The 19,411-nt window shown below is 76.3% G+C and carries 2 protein-coding genes and 1 pseudogene; all 3 read right to left on the reverse strand.

The features are described from left to right. Positions 1–2: 2 nt before the first annotated feature. On the reverse strand, positions 3–10,514 hold the full coding sequence (locus CD790_RS16555) for a type I polyketide synthase (RefSeq protein ID WP_144383993.1): 10,512 nt from the start codon (positions 10,512–10,514) through the stop codon (positions 3–5). A 72-nt stretch (positions 10,515–10,586) separates the two neighbouring features. Beyond that, complete coding sequence (locus CD790_RS16560; RefSeq protein ID WP_260867624.1) at positions 10,587–18,272, reverse strand: type I polyketide synthase; 7,686 nt, start codon at positions 18,270–18,272, stop codon at positions 10,587–10,589. 225 nt (positions 18,273–18,497) lie between these two features. Next, a pseudogene (locus tag CD790_RS36845) lies at positions 18,498–18,767 on the reverse strand (beta-ketoacyl synthase N-terminal-like domain-containing protein); the annotation flags it as partial. Positions 18,768–19,411 lie beyond the last annotated feature (644 nt).

Consider the following 19,411-nt stretch of genomic DNA (forward strand, 5'->3'; position numbering starts at 1 on the left):
GCTCACGACTTCCTCAACTCGTTCTCGACGATGTCGAAGATCTCGTCGAGCGTGGCCGACTCGACCTCGGCCGCGGCGCCGGTCGTCCCCTCGGACTCCCCGTCGAGGCGGGTCAGCAGCCCCCGCAGCCGTTCGGCGAGCCGCTCGCGCGCCGGGTCGTCCGCGGAGAGGCCCCGTACGGCGGCCTCCAGGCCGTCGAGTTCGGCGAACCCGGCCGGTTCCGGCTCCCCGTCCCCCGGCACCGCCAGGAGCGTCCCGAGGAGGGTCGCCACGGCGGCGGGGCTGGGGTGGTCGAAGATCAGCGTGGCCGGCAGCCGCACCCCGGCGGCGGCTCCCAGGCGGTTGCGGAGCTCCACGGCCCGCAGCGAGTCGAACCCGGAGTCGAGGAAGCCGCGCGCGGTGTCGACCGCTCCGGGGTCGGCGTATCCGAGGACCGTGGCGACATGGCCGCGCACCAGGTCGAGCAGCGCGTCCTCCCGCTCCGGCCCGGTCAGCCCCGCCAGCCGCCGGCGGAGGGCGGCCCCGCTGTCCGCGGGCGCCTCGGCGAGCCGTGCCGCCGCCTCGGGTGCGGTCCGCGCGCCGACGAGGTCGCGCAGCAGCGGGGGCGGCGGGGTGGGCGCGGCGCGCAGCGCGGCGAGGTCCAGCCGTACGGGCACCACCGCCGGCCGATCCTCGGCGAGCGCTGCGTCGAACAGCTCCAGTGCCTCGACGGTGGACAGCGGCAGCACGCCGGAGCGGCGCAGCCGGCCTCGGTCGGCCTCGTCGAGCCGGCCGGTCAGCTCGCTGGTGGCGGACCACAGGCCCCAGGCCAGGGAGGTCCCGGGCAGCCCCTGGGCGCGGCGCTGCCGGGCCAGTGCGTCCAGGAAGGCGTTGGCCGCCGCGTAGTTGGCCTGGCCGGCGTTGCCCAGCACCTGGCCGGCGGCGGAGAAGAGCACGAACATCGCCGGCTCGGCGGCGCGGGTGAGCTCGTGCAGATGCCAGGCGGCGTCGACCTTGGGGCGCAGCACCGCGTGCACGCGCTCGGGGGTGAGCGCGGCGATGACGCCGTCGTCCAGGGCGCCGGCGGCGTGCACCACGCCGGTGAGCGGCCGCTCGGCCGGCACCGTGTCGAGCAGCGCCGCCAGCGCCTCCCGGTCGGCGACGTCGCAGGCCGCGATGGTCACGTCCGCGCCGCGGCCGGTCAGTTCGGCGGCCAGCTCCGCGGCGCCCTCGGCTTCCTGGCCACGACGGCTGACGAGCAGCAGGTGGCGCACGCCGTGGGCGGCGACGAGGTGCCGCGCCAGCAGGCCGCCCAGGGTGCCGGTGCCGCCGGTGATCAGCACGGTGCCGTCGGCGGGCGCGCGACCGGTGTCGGCGGGCGCGTGGTCGGCGTCGGCAGACGTGTGGTCGGTGTCGGCGGCCTGGTCGGTGTCGGCGAGCGCGCGACCGGTGTCGTCGGCGGTCGGGCCGGCGTCGCCACCGGCCGAGGCCGTCCCTCCCGGCCGCGGGTCGCCCTCGGCGGCCGGCGAGGTCAGCCGGGCCAGCCGCGGCACGAGGACCGCGCCCTCCCGCAGGGCGAGTTGGGGGGCGTCGCCGGCCAGCGCCGCGGGCAGCGCGTGCGTCGAGGCGTCGGCGTCGTCGAGGTCGACGAGCGCGAACCGGCCCGGCTGTTCCGCCTCGGCGGAGCGCACCGCGCCCCACAGTGCCGCGCCGGCCAGGTCGGACACCTCGTCGTCGGGGCCGGCGGCGACGGCGCCCCGGGTCAGCCACACCAGCCGGGAGCCGGCGAACCGCTCGTCCGCCAGCCACGCCTGGAGCAGGCCCAGCGCCCGGACGACGGAGGCGTGGACGGAGTCCGCGGCCGGGCCCGGCTCCGGGGTCCACGGCACCAGGACGACCTCGGGAGTCGGCGCCCCGGCTGCGAGGGCCGCGCCGAGGGCGGTCAGGTCCGCGTGGGTCGCGATCCCGGGCAGCGCCGCGGCCGGCTCCGGGCGACCCTCGCCCAGCAGCGCCCACCGGGCCGCGGTCGTCGCGGCCGGCAGGGACCGCGCGGTGGCGGCCGGGGCGGTGTCCTCGACCCACTCGACCTGGTACAGCGACTCCTGGTGTCCGCCGCCGGCGGCGCGCAGCCGCTCCCGGGTGACCGGGCGTACCGCCAGCGCCTCGACCGTGGCGACCGGGGTGCCGGCGGCGTCGGCCACCTCCAGCGAGATTCCGCCGGCGTCGGCCGGGGCCAGCCGGACCCGCAGCGCGGTGGCGGCGCGGGCGCGCAGCGTCACCCCGGTCCAGGCGAAGGGCAGTCGGACCTCGTCGAGCCCGTCGAGGAGGCTGGTGTGGAGCGCCGCGTCCAGCAGTGCGGGGTGCAGGCCGCAGCGTTCGGCGTCGGCGTGGCGGTCCCGCGGCAGCCGGATCTCGGCGAAGAGCTCGTCCCCGCGCCGCCAGGCCGCCCGCAGCCCCTGGAAGACGGGCCCGTACTCCAGCCCGTCCGCGGCGAGCCGCCCGTACAGCCCGTCCAGCGCCACGGGCTCCGCGCCCGCGGGGGGCCAGGCGCCGTCGAGTCCGCCCCGCGGGGCGGGTTCGGCCGGTGCGACGACCCCGGTGCCGTGGCAGGTCCAGGGCGCGTCCTCGGCGGCGTCGCGGTCGGGTCGCGAGTGGACGGTGACGGGTCGTCGGCCGGCCTGATCCGCGCCGCCCGCCCGCACCTGCACCTGCACCGCGCCGCGCTCCGGAAGCACCAGCGGCGCCTGGAGCGTCAGCTCCTCCAGCCGGTCGCAGCCCACCCGGCCGCCGGCCGACAGCGCCAGCTCCACGAAGGCCGTCCCCGGCACCAGCACCAGACCCCACACCGCGTGATCCGCCAGCCACGGGTGCGAGTCCCGGGAGAGCCGGCCGGTCAGGACGACCCCGTCGCCGTCGGCCAGCCCCAACTCGCCGGCCAGCAGGGGGTGGTCGGCCGTGCGCAGCCCCGGGGCGTGCCCGCCGGCCGTCACCGCGGGGGCGTCCACCCAGAACCGTTCGCGCTGGAAGGCGTAGGTGGGCAACTCCACCTCCCGCCGCGTCGATCCGCCGGCGGTGGCGAAGGCGGGCCGCCAGTCCACCGCCAGGCCGTGGCTGTGGGCCTCCGCCACCGAGGTCAGGAAGCGTCGTCCGCCGCCTTCGTGGCGGCGCAGCGAGCCGAGGGCCACCGCCGGCCGGTCCGCGGCGTCGGCGGTCTCCCCGATGCCGACCGTGAGCACCGGGTGCGGGCTGCACTCGACGAACGCCCGGTGGCCGCGCTCGACCAGGTCCCGGACGACGGTCTCGAACCGCACCGGCTGGCGCAGGTTCCGGTACCAGTACGCGCCGTCCAGCTCGGTGGTGTCCAGCAGCCCGCCGGTCACGGTGGAGTAGAAGGGCACGGTGCCGGTGCGCGGGGCGATGTCGGAGAGGGCCGCCTCGATGCCGTCCCTGATCCGCTCCACGTGGCGGGAGTGGGAGGCGTAGTCCACGGGGACCGCCCGGGCCCGGATGTCGCGTCGGACCAGTTCGTCGACGAGGCCCGCGATCGCCTCCCGGTCGCCGGCGACCACCGTGGACCGGGGTCCGTTGAGCGCGGCCACCGACAGCCGGCCGTCCCAGCGCGCCAGGTGCGGCTCGACCTCGGCCACGGGCAGCGGCACCGACGCCATCCCACCCAGACCCGCGATCTCCCGCAACGCCCGGCTGCGCAGGGCGACCACCTTCGCGCCGTCCTCCAACGACAGCGCCCCGGCGACACACGCCGCCGCGATCTCACCCTGGGAATGCCCGATGACTCCGGCGGGCTCCACGCCGTACGCACGCCACCACTCGGCGAGGGACACCATCACCGCCCACAGCGCCGGCTGGACCACGTCCACCCGTGCCAGGCTCGGGGCGCCCCGCTCGCCGCGGAGCACCGCGTCCAGCGACCAGTCGACGTGCGGCGCCAGCGCCTCCGCGCAGGCGGTGAGCCGCTCCCGGAACACCGGGGAGGAGTCCAGCGACTCCACGGCCATGCCGGCCCACTGCGAGCCCTGTCCGGGGAAGACCAGCACGGGGGCGCCGCGGCTCTCGCCGCCCTCCCCCACCACCACGCCGGGGGCGGCGGCGCCGGCCGCCAGGGCGCCCAGGCCGCGCAGGAACTCCTCACGGTCGGCGGCCACGACCACGCCGCGGTGTTCGAAGGCGGTGCGGGTGGTGGCCAGCGACCGGCCGACGTCGGCGATGTTCCACTCGGGGTGGGCCACCACCGCGTCGCGCAGCCGCTCGGCCTGCGCCTGGAGGGCCTCCGCGGTGCGCCCGGAGACGATCCAGGGCAGCGCCTGGAGGGTGGTCGGCGCGGCCGGGCCCCCCGGCTCGGCCGCCGGAGCCTCCCCGGCCTCCGCCGCGGGCGCCTCCATCGGCGGCGCCTGTTCGAGGATCATGTGGGCGTTGGTCCCGCTGATGCCGAAGGCGGAGACGGCCGCGCGGCGCGGTCGGCCGGTCTCCGGCCACGGCCGCTCGTCGGCCAGCAGCTCGACGGCCCCGGCGGACCAGTCGACGTGGGTCGACGGCCGGTCGACGTGGAGGGTCCGCGGGAGGACGCCGTGGCGCAGCGCCAGCACCATCTTGATCACGCCGGCCACTCCGGCCGCGGCCTGGGTGTGGCCGATGTTGGACTTCACCGAGCCCAGCCACAGCGGCCGGTCCGCTTCCCGGCCCTGGCCGTATGTGGTCAGCAGGGCCTGGGCCTCGATCGGGTCGCCCAGCGAGGTGCCGGTGCCGTGCGCCTCCACCGCGTCGATGTCCCCGGCCGACAGCCGGGCGTCGGCCAGCGCCTCGCGGATCACCCGCTGTTGGGAGGGGCCGTTGGGCGCGGTGAGTCCGTTGGAGGTGCCGTCCTGGTTGAGGGCGGAGCCGCGGATGACGGCGAGCACCCGGTGGCCGTTGCGCCGGGCGTCGGAGAGCCGCTCCAGCAGCACCATGCCGGCGCCCTCGGCGAGACCGAAGCCGTCGGCGCCGTCGGCGAACGCCTTGCACCGGCCGTCCCGGGACAGCGACCGCACGCTGCTGAAGCCGATGAACGGCCCGGGTGTGGGCATCACCGCGGCCCCGCCCGCCAGGGCGAGCGAGCACTCGCCGCGGCGCAGCGCCTGGCAGGCCAGGTGCAGCGCCACCAGCGAGGAGGAGCAGGCGGTGTCCACCGTGACGGCCGGCCCCTCGAGGCCGAAGGCGTAGGCGAGCCGTCCGGAGATGACGCTGGTGACGCTGCCGGTCACCACGTAGTCCTCGATGCTGGCGGGGGCCTCGTGGGGCTGCACTCCGTACGCGTTGGCCATGGCGCCCACGAACGCCCCGGTGTCGCTGCCGCGCAGCGCGGTCTGGTCCAGGCCGGCCCGTTCGAACGCCTCCCAGGCTGTCTCCAGGACGAGTCGCTGCTGCGGGTCCATGGCGAGTGCCTCGCGCGGGCTGATGCCGAAGAAGGCGGCGTCGAACCGGTCCACCTCGGTGAGGAAGCCGCCCTCCCGCACATAGCTCCTGCCCCGCCGGCCGGGTTCGGGGTCGAAGAGCTCCGCCACGTGCCAGCCGCGGTCCTCGGGGAAGCCCGAGATGGCGTCGCCCCCGGCGGCCAGCAGCCGCCACAGGTCCTCGGGGCCGGCGATGCCGCCGGGGTAGCGGCAGGCCATGGAGACGATCGCGATCGGCTCGTCGTCGTGGCGGGTGGCCGGCTCCGCGGCGGGGGCCGCCGGCTCGGGGGCGGCGGGGGCCGCGGCGTCGCCGGAGAGCTCCGTCCGCAGCCGGACGGCCAGCACGGCCGGGGTCGGGTAGTCGAAGACCAGGGTGGCCGGGAGCCGCAGCCCGGTCGCGGCCACCAGTCGGTTGCGCAGCTCGACCGCGGTCAGGGACTCGAAGCCGAGGTCCTTGAAGGCCCGTTCGCTGCCGATGGCGTCGGCGGTGGTGTGCCCCAGGACGGCCGCGGCCCGGGTCTGTATCAGCTCCAGCAGGATCAGGTCCTGGTCCGGGGCGGGCAGCCCGGACAGCCGCTGCCGCAGCTCCGCGCCGGTGGCCGTGTCGTCGGCGGCGGCGGGCCGCGGGGCGTCCGCCAGCAGCCGGCGGGCCTCGGGCACCTCGGCGAGCAGCGGGCTGGGCCGCATCGAGGTGAACAGCGGGACGAACCGCTCCCAGTCGATCTCGGCGACGGCCACGAAGGTGTCGTCGTGGTCGAGGGACTGCTGGAGGGCGGCGACGGCCAGCTCGGCCGACATCAGCGGCAGCCCCTGACGTCGCACCAGCTCCCGGCGTTCGGTGGCCTCGACGCTGCCGACGCCCTTCCAGGTGTTGAGGGCGTCCTCCCAGACGCCCCAGGCGATCGAGGTCATGGGCAGCCCCCGGGCCCGGCCCTGCTCGGCCAGGGCGTCCAGCGCCGCGTTCGCGGCAGCGTAGGCGGCGTGCTCCCCGCTGCCCCAGACACCGGCGATGGAGGAGAAGAGGACGAAGGCGTCGAGCTCGGCGGGGTCGAGGAGGTCGGCCAGGTGCCCGGCGCCGGCGACCTTGGCGGAGAGCACGTCGGCGAACTCCGCCGGCGCCAGTTCGGCGACCGGGGCCAGCTCGATGAAGGCGGCGGTGTGCAGCACGGCGCGCACGGTGTGCCCCGCCTCCCGCAGCCCGGCGAGCAGGTCCGCCACCGCGGCCCGGTCGCCCACGTCGCAGGCGGCCAGGGTGACGGCGGTGCCCAGGGCGGTGAGCTCGGCCTCCAGCTCCGCGGCGCCCTCGGCCGCCGGGCCGCTGCGGCTGACCAGCACCAGATGCTCGGCGCCGCGCTCCGCCAGCCAGCGGGCCACCCGCGGTCCCAGGCTCCCGGTGGCCCCGGTGAGGAGCACCGTCCCGCGCGGGCGCCAGTGGCGCGGCGGGGCGGCGCCGCCGAGCGCGGCGCTCACCATACGCCGCCCGAACAGCCCGGCCGGGCGCAGCGCCACCTGGTCCTCGCCGCCCGCGCCGGGCGGCGCGGCGTCGTTCCCGACCCGTGGGCCGGCCACCCCGGCCAGCACTCCGCTCAGCCGTTCCAGCGCCCGCTCGTCGAGCCGCTCGGGCAGATCGAGCAGTCCGCCCCACAGCCGGGGGTGCTCCAGCGCCACGACCCGGCCGAGCCCCCACAGCTGGGCGTGCGCCGGGTCGCGCGGCGGATCGGAGGGGCTCACGGAGACCGCGCCCCAGGTCGCGCACCACAGCGGCGCCGGGAGGTCCGCGGCGGCCAGCGCCTGCACCAGGGTCAGGGTCAGGGCGGTCGCGGCGGGCAGCGTGGGGTGGTCCGGATGGGCCCCCTCCGCCAGGGCGAGCAGCGACAGCACGCCACCGGCGTCCGCGCCGAGCGCCGTGCGCAGCCGGCCGGCGAGCGCCTCCCGGTCCGCGTCGTGCGGGGACAGCTCCAGGGTGACGGCCCGCGCGCCGCGTTCGGTGAGCGCCCCGGCGACGGCGGCCACCCGTGGGTCGTCCGCGGCGCCCGCGGGCACGGCCAGCAGCCAGGTCCCGTGGGGCGCGGCGGTCGCGGGCTCGGGCAGCGGCTTCCAGGTGATCCGGTACCGCCAGCCGTCCACCGTGGACCGCTCGCCGGCGGCCCGACGCCAGGAGGAGAGCACCGGGAGCAGCGCGTCCAGCGACGACCGCTGCGCCGCGTCCTCGATCTGGAGGGTGGCCGCCAGCGCGGCCGCGTCGGCGCCCTCGACCGCCCGCCAGAACCCGGCCTCCCCGTCGCCGGGCCCCGTCGCCTCGGCGGCGGTGTCCGGCTCCTCCAACAGCCAGAAGCTCTGGCGTTGGAAGGGGTAGGTCGGCAGTGCCGCCGGTTCCACCCGGCCGGGGTGGCCCGCCCCGTACGCCGGGGTCCAGTCGACGGCCAGTCCCCGGGTGTACGCCTCGGCGAGGGAGGTGAGGAAGCGCCGCGCGCCGCCCTCGTCGCGGCGCAGCGAGCCGAGGGCGACGACCGGGTGCTCCGCGGTGTCCGCGGTCTCCTCGACGCCGACCGTGAGCACCGGGTGCGGGCTGCACTCGACGAACGCCCGGTGGCCCTGGGCCGTCAGCTCCCGGACGACGGTCTCGAACCGTACCGGCTGGCGCAGATTGCGGTACCAGTACGCGGCGTCCAACTCGGCGGTGTCCAGCAGCCCGCCGGTCACGGTGGAGTAGAACGGCACGGTGCCGGTGCGCGGGGCGATCCCGGACAGGGCGGAGACGATCCGCTCCCGGATCCCCTCGACCTGCACCGAGTGGGAGCCGTAGTCGACCGGGATCACACGGGCCCGGACGCCCTGCCCGACAAGGTCGGCGGCGAGCCCTTCGACCGCCTCCCGCTCGCCGGCGACCACCGTGGACCGGGGCCCGTTGAGCGCGGCCACCGACAGCCGGCCGTCCCAGCGCGCCAGGTGCGGCTCGACCTCGGCCACGGGCAGCGGCACCGACGCCATCCCACCCAGACCCGCGATCTCCCGCAACGCCCGGCTGCGCAGGGCGACGACCTTCGCCCCGTCCTCCAACGACAGCGCCCCGGCGACACAGGCCGCGGCGATCTCGCCCTGTGAGTGACCGATGACCGCGGCCGGCTCCACCCCGTACGCACGCCACAGCTCGGCGAGGGAGACCATCACGGCCCACAGCGCGGGCTGCACCACATCCACCCGGTCGTACGAGGGCGCGCCGTCCGCGCCGCGCAGCACCTCTTCCAACGACCAGTCCACGTACGGCGCCAACGCCTCACCACACGCCGTGATCCGCTCCCGGAACACCGTCGAGGAGTCCAGCAACTCCACCGCCATACCCGCCCACTGCGAGCCCTGACCCGGGAAGACGAACACCGCCCCACCACGACCGGCGGCGTGTCCCGTCACCACACCGGACGAGGCTCCGGCGTCCGCCGCGTCACCGGTCAGCTCCTCCAGCCCGCGAAGGAGCTCCTCCCGCCCGTCGCCGATGACGACCGCGCGGTGGTCGAAGGAGGCCCGGCCGGTGGCGAGGGACCAGCCCACATCGGCCGGCCGCCACTCCGGATGCCCGACCACCGCCTCCCGCAACCGCTCGGCCTGCGCCCGCAACGCCTCCGCCGACCGCGCCGACACCACCCACGGCACCACACCCGACACCCCGACGGACCCAGGCGACTCGGTCGCCGCCTCCTGCTCCGGGGCCTCCTCCAACACCACATGCGCGTTGGTGCCACTCACCCCGAACGACGACACCGCCGACCGCCGCGGACGACCCGTCTCCGGCCACACCCGCTCCTCGGTCAGCAACTCCACCCCACCCACCGACCAGTCCACATGCGGCGTCGGCTCATCCACATGCAACGTCCGCGGCAACACCCCATGCCGCATCGCCAACACCATCTTGATCACACCCGCCACACCCGCCGCCGCCTGCGTGTGACCGAGATTCGACTTCACCGACCCCAACCAGAGCGGACGGTCCCCCGGGCGGTCCCGGCCATAGGTCGCCAGCAACGCCTGGGCCTCGATCGGATCGCCGAGCCTCGTCCCCGTCCCGTGCGCCTCCACCACGTCGACGTCCGCGGGGGTGAGGCGGGCGCCGTCGAGCGCCTGACGGATGACGCGCTGCTGGGACGGGCCGTTCGGGGCGGAGAACCCGCTGCTGCCGCCGTCCTGGTTGACGGCGGAGCCGCGGATCACCGCGAGCACCCGGTGGCCGTTGCGGCGGGCCGCCGAGAGCGTCTCCAGGACGAGTGTGCCGACGCCCTCGGACCAGCCGGTGCCCTCGGCCGCGGCCGCGAAGGACTTGCAGCGGCCGTCCGCGGACAGCCCGCGCAGCCGGCTGAACTCGACGAAGCCCGCCGGGCTGGTCATCACGGTGACCCCGCCGGCCAGCGCCAGCGTGCACTCGTCCCGCCGCAGCGCCTGGCAGGCCAGGTGCAGCGCCACCAGCGAGGAGGAGCAGGCCGTGTCCACCGTGACGGCGGGGCCCTCCAGTCCCAGGGTGTAGGCGATGCGCCCGGAGACCACGCTGCCGGAGCTGCCGGTCACCGAGAAGCCCTCGATCTCCTCGGGGAGCCTGCGCAGCCGGCTGCTGTAGTCCTGGTGCATCACCCCGGCGAACACCCCGGTACGGGTGCCGCGCACCGAGGACGGGTCGATGCCGGCCCGCTCCAGCGCCTCCCAACTGGTCTCCAGCAGCAGCCGCTGCTGCGGGTGCATCGCCAGCGCCTCGCGCGGGTTGACCCCGAAGAACTCCGCGTCGAAGAGGTCGGCGTCGTAGAGGAATCCGCCCTCCCGGGCGTAGATCTTGCCCGGGGCGTCCGGGTCGGGGTCGTAGAGCTCCTCGACGTCCCAGCCGCGGTCGTCCGGGAAGCGCGACACCGCGTCGCCGCCCGACCGGACCAGCCGCCACAGCTCCTCGGGCGTGGTCACGCCGCCGGGGAACCGACAGGCCATGCCCACGATGGCCACCGGCTCGGTGTGGGCGGCCGTCAGCTTCCGGTTCTGCTGCCGCAGTTGCTCCGCTTCCTTGAGGGAGGCGCGCAGCGCCCTGACAACTTCTTCCTGGGATGTCGTCATCGATAACTCCGCAGCATCGGATCGGCAGGCTGATTACGGGATGGCGGACCGCTCGTCGTCGAGCGTGGGGGATCACTCGTCACCGAGCGCCACCCGGACCAGACTCGCCACGTCCATCGTGTCCAGGGAGCCGGCGCCGGCGTCCTCGTCCGCCTCGGGGGGCGCGGCCTCGTCCGGGCCGGCGAGCCGCAGCAGCGTCCCCACCAGCCCCGCCTCCTGGAACCGGGCCAGCGGAATGGCGGCGAGGGCCCTGCGGAACTCCGCCTCGGTGGTCCCGTCCGCCGCGTCGGGGTGGGCCCCGGAGCGGGCCGCGGCGCCCGCCGCGCCACCGTCCCCTCCTGAGGAGAGGTGCTCCCGCAGGTGCCGCCCCACCGCGGCCGGGGTCGGGTGGTCGAAGATCAGGGTGGGGGGCAGTCGATGTCCGGTGGCGGCGCTGAGCCGGTTGCGGAACTCCAGCGCGGTGAGCGAGTCCAGCCCCAGATCGAGGAATCCGCGCTCCGCGTCGATGGTCTCCGGGGTGGCGTGGCCCAGCACGGCGCCGACGTGTTGCCGTACGAGGGCGAGGAGCACCCGGTCCTGTTCGGCCCCGGGCAGGCCCACGAGTCGGCGCTTCAGTTCGTCGGCCGACTCCGAGCCGGTGCCGCGCCGCGCCGGGGCGCGCACCAGGCCGCGCAGCAGCGGCGCCACGCCGGCCTGCCCGCGCGGCCCCACGGTGTCCAGCCGGGCCGGGACCAGCAGCGCCCGGCCGGCGGCCACCGCGGCGTCGAACAGCTCCAGACCCTGGGCGCTGGAGTGCGGCAGCAGGCCGCTGCGCCCCAGCCGGCGCACATCGCTCTCGGCCAGGTGCCGGGTCATGCCGCTGGACTGCTCCCACAGGCCCCAAGCGAGGGAGACCGCGGGTGCTCCGGCCGCGCGGCGGTGGTGCGCCAGCGCGTCCAGGTAGGTGTTGGCGGCCGCGTAGCCGCCCTGGCCGGCGTTGCCCAGCACCCCGGCGGCCGAGGAGAAGAGCACGAAGGCGGACAAGTCCGCGTCGCGTGTCAGCTCGTGCAGGTTCCAGGCGGCGTCCACCTTCGGGCGCAGCACCCTGGCCAGCCGCTCGGGCGTCAGCGAGCCGATGACGCCGTCGTCCAGCACGCCGGCCGTGTGCACCACCGCGGTCAGCGGATGCTCCGCGGGCACCGTGTCGAGCAGCTCCGCGAGCGCCGTGCGGTCGGCCGCGTCGCACGCCACCACCGTGGCTTCGGCGCCCAGGTGGCCCAGCTCCGCCCGGAGCCGGTCGGCGCCCTCGGCCGCGGGCCCCTGACGGCTGATCAGCAGCAGCCGGCGTACGCCGTGCGCCGCGACCAGGTGGCGGGCGAGGAGACCGCCCAGCAGTCCGGTGCCGCCGGTGATGAGGACGGTGCCGTCGCCGCCGAAGGCCGGGGCGCCGGCGGGGCCGGGGGCGCGCTCGGCCCTGGCGAGCCGGGCGGCGCCCACCCGGCCGGCGCGCACCGCGAGCTGTGGTTCCCCGGAGGCCAGCGCCACCGGCAGGGCCGCGTAGGACTCGTCGCGGTCGTCGGTGTCCACCAGCACCAGCCGGTCCGGGGTCTCGGACTGCGCGGAGCGCACCAGGCCCCACAGCGGGGCGTGGGCGAGGTCCGGCACGTCCTCCTCCGGCCCGGCGGCCACCGCGCCGCGGGTGAGCAGCACCAGCCGGGCGGCGGCGAAGCGCTCGTCGGCGAGCCACGACCGCACCAGGTCGAGGGCGCGGCGGGTCGCGGCGTGGACGACGCCGGGCCCCGTCTCGTCCGCGGGCGGCTGGGGGGCGAGGACGAGGTCGGGGGCCGGGGCCCCGGCGGCGACGGCCTCGGCCAGCGCCGCCAGGTCGGGGTACGCGGGCAGGTCGACACCGGTGGCGCGCAGCCGTTCGCCGAGCTGTTCGCCGTGCCGGCCGAGCGCCGCGAGCCGGGTGGCCGACGCGGGTGAGCCACCGCCCGCGCCGGTCGCGGGCGCGGTCCACTCGACGGTGTACAGCGTGTCGTGGGGCAGGCTCACGGCGGCGCTGACCTGCTCGGGGGTGGCCGACCGCAGCGTCAGGGAGGCCACCGACAGCACCGGCCGGCCGGTGTCGTCGGTCGCCGTGACGGCCATCGTGTCCGGTCCGCTCGGCGCCAGCCGGACCCGCAGCGCGGTGGCGGCGGTGGCGTGCGGGGTCACCCCGGTCCAGGAGAACGGGAGCCGCACCGCCTCCACCCCGTCCAGCAGCGCGGCGTGCAGCGCCGCGTCCAACAGGGCCGGATGCAGGCCGAAGTGGGCGGCGTCCTTGTGCTGCTCGGGGTCGAGCCGGACCTCGGCGAAGACCTCGCCGCCGCGGCGCCACACGGCCCGCAGCCCCCGGAACACCGGCCCGTACTCAAAGCCCAGCCCGGCGAGTCGCTCGTAGGCGCCGTCGAGGGCGACGGGTTCGGCGTCCGGCGGCGGCCAGGGCGCGTCGGCCGGGGGTGCCGAGGCATCGGCCGGGTGCGCCAGGGTGTCGCCGTTCGCGGTCAGCACGCCGACGGCGTGCCGCACCCACGGCCGCTCCGCGCCCTCCGCCGACGCCTCGGCCTCCTGACCGCCCGTCCCCGGGCCGCCCTCCGGGCGGGAGGAGACGGTGACGGGCCGTCGGCCGGCCTCGTCCGCGCCGCCCGCCCGCACCTGCACCTGCACCGCGCCGCGCTCCGGAAGCACCAGCGGCGCCTGGAGCGTCAGCTCCTCCAGCCGGTCACAACCCACCCGACCGCCGGCCGACAGCGCCAGCTCCACGAAGGCCGTCCCCGGCACCAGCACCAGACCCCACACCGCGTGATCCGCCAACCACGGATACGCCTCCAGCGACAGCCGGCCGGTGAACACCACCCCGTCGCCGTCGGCCAGCCCCAACTCGCCGGCCAGCAGCGGGTGGTGGGCCGCGCGTAGCCCCGCCGCGCGCACATCGCCCGCGGCCGCGGTGGTGTCCACCCAGAACCGCTCCCGTTGGAAGGCGTAGGTGGGCAGCGCCACCCGCCGCCGCGCCGGCCCGCGGCTGACGGCGGTGCCGGCACCGCCGTCCGCGCCGCGGTCCGCGCCGGCGTCCGCGCCCCGCTCCGTGCCGTCGGCGCCGCCGCCGAAGGCGGGCGCCCAGTCGACGTCCAGCCCCCGGGCGTGCGCCTCCGCCACCGAGGTCAGGAACCGCGGCCCGCCGCCCTCGTCACGGCGCAGCGAACCCACGGCCACCGCGGTCCGGCCCGCCTCCTCCGCGGTCTCCTCGACGCCCACCGTCAGCACCGGGTGCGGGCTGCACTCGATGAAGGCGTGTCGCCCCTCGGCCAGCAGGTCGCGCACCACCGGGGCGAAGCGGACCGTGTGGCGCAGATTGCGGACCCAGTACTCCGGGTCCAGCTCGGTGCCGTCGGCGGGCTTTCCGGTGAGGGTCGAGTAGAAGGGCACCGGCGCGCTGCGCGGGGCGATGCCCGCCAACGCCTGGAGGATCTCCGTACGGACCGTCTCCACCTGCGCGGAGTGGGAGGCGTAGTCCACGGGCAGCCGTCGGGCCCGCACGCCCTGGGCCTCGCAGTGGGCGATCAGTTCGTCCAGCGCCTCGGGGGCGCCGGAGAGCACGGTCGACAGGGGGCCGTTGACGGCCGCGACCGAGACCCGGTCGCCGTACCGGCCCGCGAGCTCCGCCGCCGCCTCGGCGCCCAGGGACACCGCCAGCATCCCGCCGAGGCCGGAGAGCCGGTCCCGGATCACCCGCGAGCGCAGGGCGACCACCTTCGCGCCGTCCTCCAACGACAGCGCCCCGGCGACACACGCCGCCGCGATCTCCCCCTGCGAGTGCCCGATGACCGCGGCCGGCTCCACCCCGTACGCACGCCACAACTCCGCCAGGGACACCATCACCGCCCACAGCGCGGGCTGCACCACATCCACCCGGTCGTACGAGGGCGCACCGTCCGCGCCGCGCAACACCTCCTCCAACGACCAGTCCACATACGGCGCCAACGCCTCACCACACGCCGCGATCCGCTCCCGGAACACCGTCGAGGAGTCCAGCAACTCCACCGCCATACCCGCCCACTGCGAACCCTGCCCCGGGAAGACGAACACCGCGCCGCCGCGGCCCGCCACCTGCCCCGTCACCACGTGGGGGACGACCGCGCCGCCGGCCAGGGCGCCGAGGCCGCTCAGGAACTCCGACCGGTGCCGGCCGATGACCACGCCGCGCTGTTCGAACGCCGCCCGCGTGGTGGCCAGCGACCAGCCGACCTCGGCCGGCTCCCAGTCGGGGTGGGCGAGCACCGCGTCCCGCAGCCGCTCGGCCTGCGCCCGCAGCGCCTCCGGAGTCCGGGCGGAGACGGGCCAGGGGACCACCTCGGAGGGTGCCTGTCCGGGCGCGGGCGGTTCCTCGGGCGGTGCCTGCTCCAGGATCACATGGGCGTTGGTGCCGCTGATCCCGAATCCGGAGACGCCCGCCCGACGCGGCCGCCCGGTCTCGGGCCAGGGCCGCTCCTCCGTCAGCAGCTCGACGGCGCCGCTGGACCAGTCCACGTGCGGCGAGGGCTTGGTCACATGCAGGGTGCGCGGCAGGACGCCGTGCCGCATCGCCATCACCGTCTTGATCACGCCCGCCACCCCGGCCGCGGCCTGGGCGTGCCCGATGTTCGACTTCAGCGAACCGAGCCACAGCGGGCGGTCGGCCGGGCGGTCCTGCCCGTAGGCGGCCAGCACGGCCTGGGCCTCGATCGGGTCGCCCAGCTTCGTTCCGGTGCCGTGGGCCTCCATCGCGTCGACGTCGGCCGGGGTCAGCCCGGCGTCCGCCAGGGCGCGTCGGATCAGCCGCTGCTGGGAGGGGCCGTTGGGTGCGGTGAGTCCGCTGCTGGCGCCGTCCTGGTTGATGGCCGAACCGCGGACGACGGCGAGCACCGGATGTCCGTTCCGTCGGGCGTCCGAGAGCCGCTCCACCAGGAGGACCCCCACGCCCTCGCTCCAGCCGGTGCCGTCGGCGGTCGCGGAGAACGCCTTGCACCGGCCGTCCGGCGCCAGCCCGCGCTGCCGGCTGAACTCCACGAACATCCCCGGCGAGGCCATCACGGCCGCCCCGCCGGTCAACGCCAGCTCGCACTCCCCGCGCCGCAACGCCTGGCACGCCAGATGCAACGCCACCAAGGAGGAGGAACACGCCGTGTCGACCGTGACCGCAGGCCCCTCAAGGCCGAAGACATAGCTCAGCCGGCCCGACAGCACACTGGCGGTGCCTCCGGTCAGCAGATGCCCCTCGACGCCCGTGGCGGGCTCGTGCAGCCGCGGGCCGTAGTCCTGGCTCATCGCCCCGACGAACACACCGGTCTGGCTGCCGCGCAGGGTGCCCGGGTCGACGCCCGCCCGCTCGAACGCCTCCCACGCGGTCTCCAGCAGCAGCCGCTGCTGCGGCTCCATGGCGAGCGCCTCGCGCGGGCTGATCCCGAAGAAGGCGGCGTCGAACAGGCTCGCGTCGTGCAGGAACCCGCCCTCCCGGGCGTAGGACTTGCCGGACCGCTCGGGGTCGGGGTCGTACAGCTCCTCGTCCCAGCCGCGGTCGGCGGGGAACGCCGAGACCGCGTCACGGCCGTCGGCCACCAGCCGCCACAGGTCCTCGGGGGTGCGGACGTCGCCGGGCAGTCGGCAGCCGATGCCGACGATGGCGATCGGCTCGTCCCCGGCCGCCCGGCCGCGCACCGTCGGCGTCCGGTCGGCCGCCGCGGGGTCGAGCCCCAGCAGCTCCGCGCGGACGCGGTCGACCAGGGAGTCGAGGGTGGGGTGGTCGTAGATCGCGGTGGCAGGCAGGGTCGTGCCGGTGGCCTCGTTGAGCCGGTTGCGCAGCTCGACCCCCGTCACGGAGTCGAAGCCCAGCTCCCGGAAGGACCGGTCGGCGTCCGCCACGTCCCCCGCGGCCCGCCCCAGGAAGAACAGGGCGTGCGTGCGGACCAGTTCCCGCAGCACCCGGCGCTGCTCCCCCTCGGCCAGACCGACCAGCCGGCGCGTCAGCCGCGACCGCGCGGCGCCGGGCTCCCCCGCCGCCGTCGGGACGACGGCCGCGCCGCTGTCGGCGATCGCCTCGGCGTCCGCGTGGAACGGGTACGTCGGCAGTTCCACCCTTCGGGCGCCGGTGCCCTCGAGGGCCGGGGCCCAGTCGACGTCGACGCCGTGGACGTGGACCTCCGCGAGGGAGGCGTGGAAGCGGTCCAGGCCGCCCTGCTCGCGGCGGAGGGAGCCCACGACGAGGGTGCTCCGCGCGGGGTCGGCGGCCTCGACGGTCTCCTGTACGCCGACGGTCAGCACCGGGTGCGGGCTCACCTCGACGAAGGCGGTGTGGCCGGCCGCCAGCAGGGCGCGCGTGGCGGGCTCGAACCGGATCTCCTGGGCGATGTTGCGGTACCAGTAGCCGGCGTCCAGCTCCGCGGTGTCCAGCCGCTCCCCGGTCACCGAGGAGTAGAAGGGCACGTCCGAGGAGCGGGGGGCGAGGTCGGCGAGGCCGTCGAGGAGCTCGTCGCGGACCAGCTCCAGCTGGGGGGAGTGCGCGGCCAGCCCGTTGCTCATCCTCCTGGCGCGCACGCCGCGCGCGGCCAGCTCGTCGAGGAGTTCGCCCACGGCCTCGCGCTCGCCGGAGGCCAGCGTCCAGCGCGGGCCGTTGACCCCGGCGAGGTGCAGCCGGCCCGGCCAGCGCGCCAGCAGCGGGGCCAGCTCGTCCCGCGGGAGGAGCACGGACGCGAGGTCACCGCGGCCGGTCAGCCGCGACTGGGCCAGGCTCCAGAGCGCGGCCGTCCTGGCGGCCTCGTCCAGCGAGAGCGCGCCGGCCACCTGGGCGGCGGCGATCTCGCCCAGGCTGGTGCCCACCACGGCGGCCGGCTCCACCCCGTAGGACCGCCACAGGGCCGCCAGCGACACCATCACCGCGAAGAGCGCGGGCTGGACGACCTCGACCGCTTCCAGCGGCGGCGCTCCCCCGGTGCCGCGCAGCACGTCGAGCAGCGCGTGGTCGGTGTGGGGGGCGAGGGCGTCGGCGCAGGCCAGCAGGTGGTCCCGGAAGACCGGGGAGGCGTCGAGGAGTTCCAGGGCCATGCCCTGCCACTGCGACCCCTGGCCCGGGAAGACGAACGCCACCCGGTGGCCCTCGGCGGCCGCGCCGCGCACGAGGTTCCGGGCGGCCTCGCCGCGGGCCAGGGCGCCGAGCCCGTCGAGCGCGTCCGCGCGGCCCTCGGCGAGCAGCACCGCGCGATGGTCGAAGAGGGTGCGGGTGGTGGCCAGGGAGAGGGCGATGTCCGCCGGCCGCGGGGCGGGGCGGGCGCCGATGTGCTCCCGCAGCCGCTCGGCCTGGGCGCGCAGCGCCGCCTCGCTCCGGGCGGAGAGGACCCACGGGAACGCGGCGGTCGCCGGCCGGCCGGACGCCGCCTCCTCCGCGCGAGCCGCCTCGGCGGTCCGGTCCGCCTCGGCGGTCCGGTCCGTCCCGGCCGGAAGGAGCGCTCCCGCCGGGGGGCCCGCCTCGTACCCGATGAGGGTGAGGCCGGCCACGGCCCGCTCCGGGGTGCCGCCCCGCGCCAGCAGCGCCACGGCGTCGAGCAGCGCGGCGACGGCGTGGTCGGCACCTCCCTCGGTGGCGCCGCCGGTGGCGCTCTCACCGAGCCCCGTGCCGGTAACGGCGTCGGCGGCGGCGGGCTCCGTGTCGGTATCGACGGGCGGTGCGGCACCGATCAGACAGTGGATACGGTCCGCGTCCGCCACGGCCCGTGACAATCGCTTCAGAATGACGAATCCGCCACCCGGAATGAGACCGGGACGGAGTGCCCCGGCGAGTGCGATTTCCGAATCCCCGTGGCGCAGGCTCGTCACCGCACGGGTCACCGCGGAAGCGATCGGGGAGTGCGTGGAGTGTGGGGTGGGGGCAACGGACGAACACGCGCCCCGGGCGCCCCACACGGCGGAGAGCAGACTCGCCGCCGAATCCCCGCCCGGTCCGCCGATAAAGACGCCCACAGCCGCGCCCCCGAGCGTTTCGGGAACGATTCCCGCGTTTTCCAGGGCGGTCCAGCCAAGCCGCGTCATGAGCCGCGCCTCCGGCCCGGCGGCCGCGCCTTCCTCGGCCGACAGCCCGAAGAAGGCGGCGTCGAAGGGCTCGGGCCGCGCCGTTCCGGGCAGTTCGCCATACGCCCCGACGACCACTATCGGGTCCCCCGCTAATTCGCTCATCTCAGACGCCACGCCTTTCGATGTACGCATCGAATCGGTTCCTCGCCGCCACTCGACCGCCCCTGCGAGGGAAGTGCTCAGCGTCGGATTCTGGGCACGCCCTTCCGCATGTTTCCCGATGTCACGGAAGTGATTTCAGACGAGATCCCCCACCCGGCATCCGGAACCTTACCTCCGGGTTCTTGGCGCCGACTTGGAGCCGTCTTGGAGCCGTCTTGAACGACCCCCGCGACGACGTCGGCCACCAACGAAAAACAAAAACCGGGGAAAACCGTGGTCATGAGAAGCGGAAGGGAATTGAGGTGCCTCCGCCGGGAAGCGCCTCCGACCCTCGGCGGCGGCCGGACGATCGACGCCGAGGTCGGCTGGACGAGCGACCGCGACGTCGTCCGGGCACCACCCGGCGGTGATCGCCTCCACGATGTGGCGTCGAACTGGCGTGTCGTTACTCACGTTTAGCCCGCCCACGCCGTTACGGCCCGAAGGAACGACCGCCGCCCGCGATCGATTCCCGGTGAAAGCCGACTCATCCGGCATATCCAAGGCACACTGGCGGTCTTGGATATGCCACAAACGTGCGCTTTGATCGTCGTGCGAGGCAGCCGTGCACCGGCGATGGTCCAGCGCCAGCTCGGGGCGGTACGTCATGTCGTCGCGCACTACGACCGTTGTTC

The sequence above is a fragment of the Streptomyces sp. SAJ15 genome, from assembly GCF_007595705.1.
Classification (GTDB): domain Bacteria; phylum Actinomycetota; class Actinomycetes; order Streptomycetales; family Streptomycetaceae; genus Streptomyces.

What these genes read in the sequence shown, in the direction of transcription:
- CD790_RS16555 (WP_144383993.1), bottom strand. Translation starts at nt 10,514, where the DNA reads ATGACGACATCCCAGGAAGAAGTTGTCAGGGCGCTGCGCGCCTCCCTC.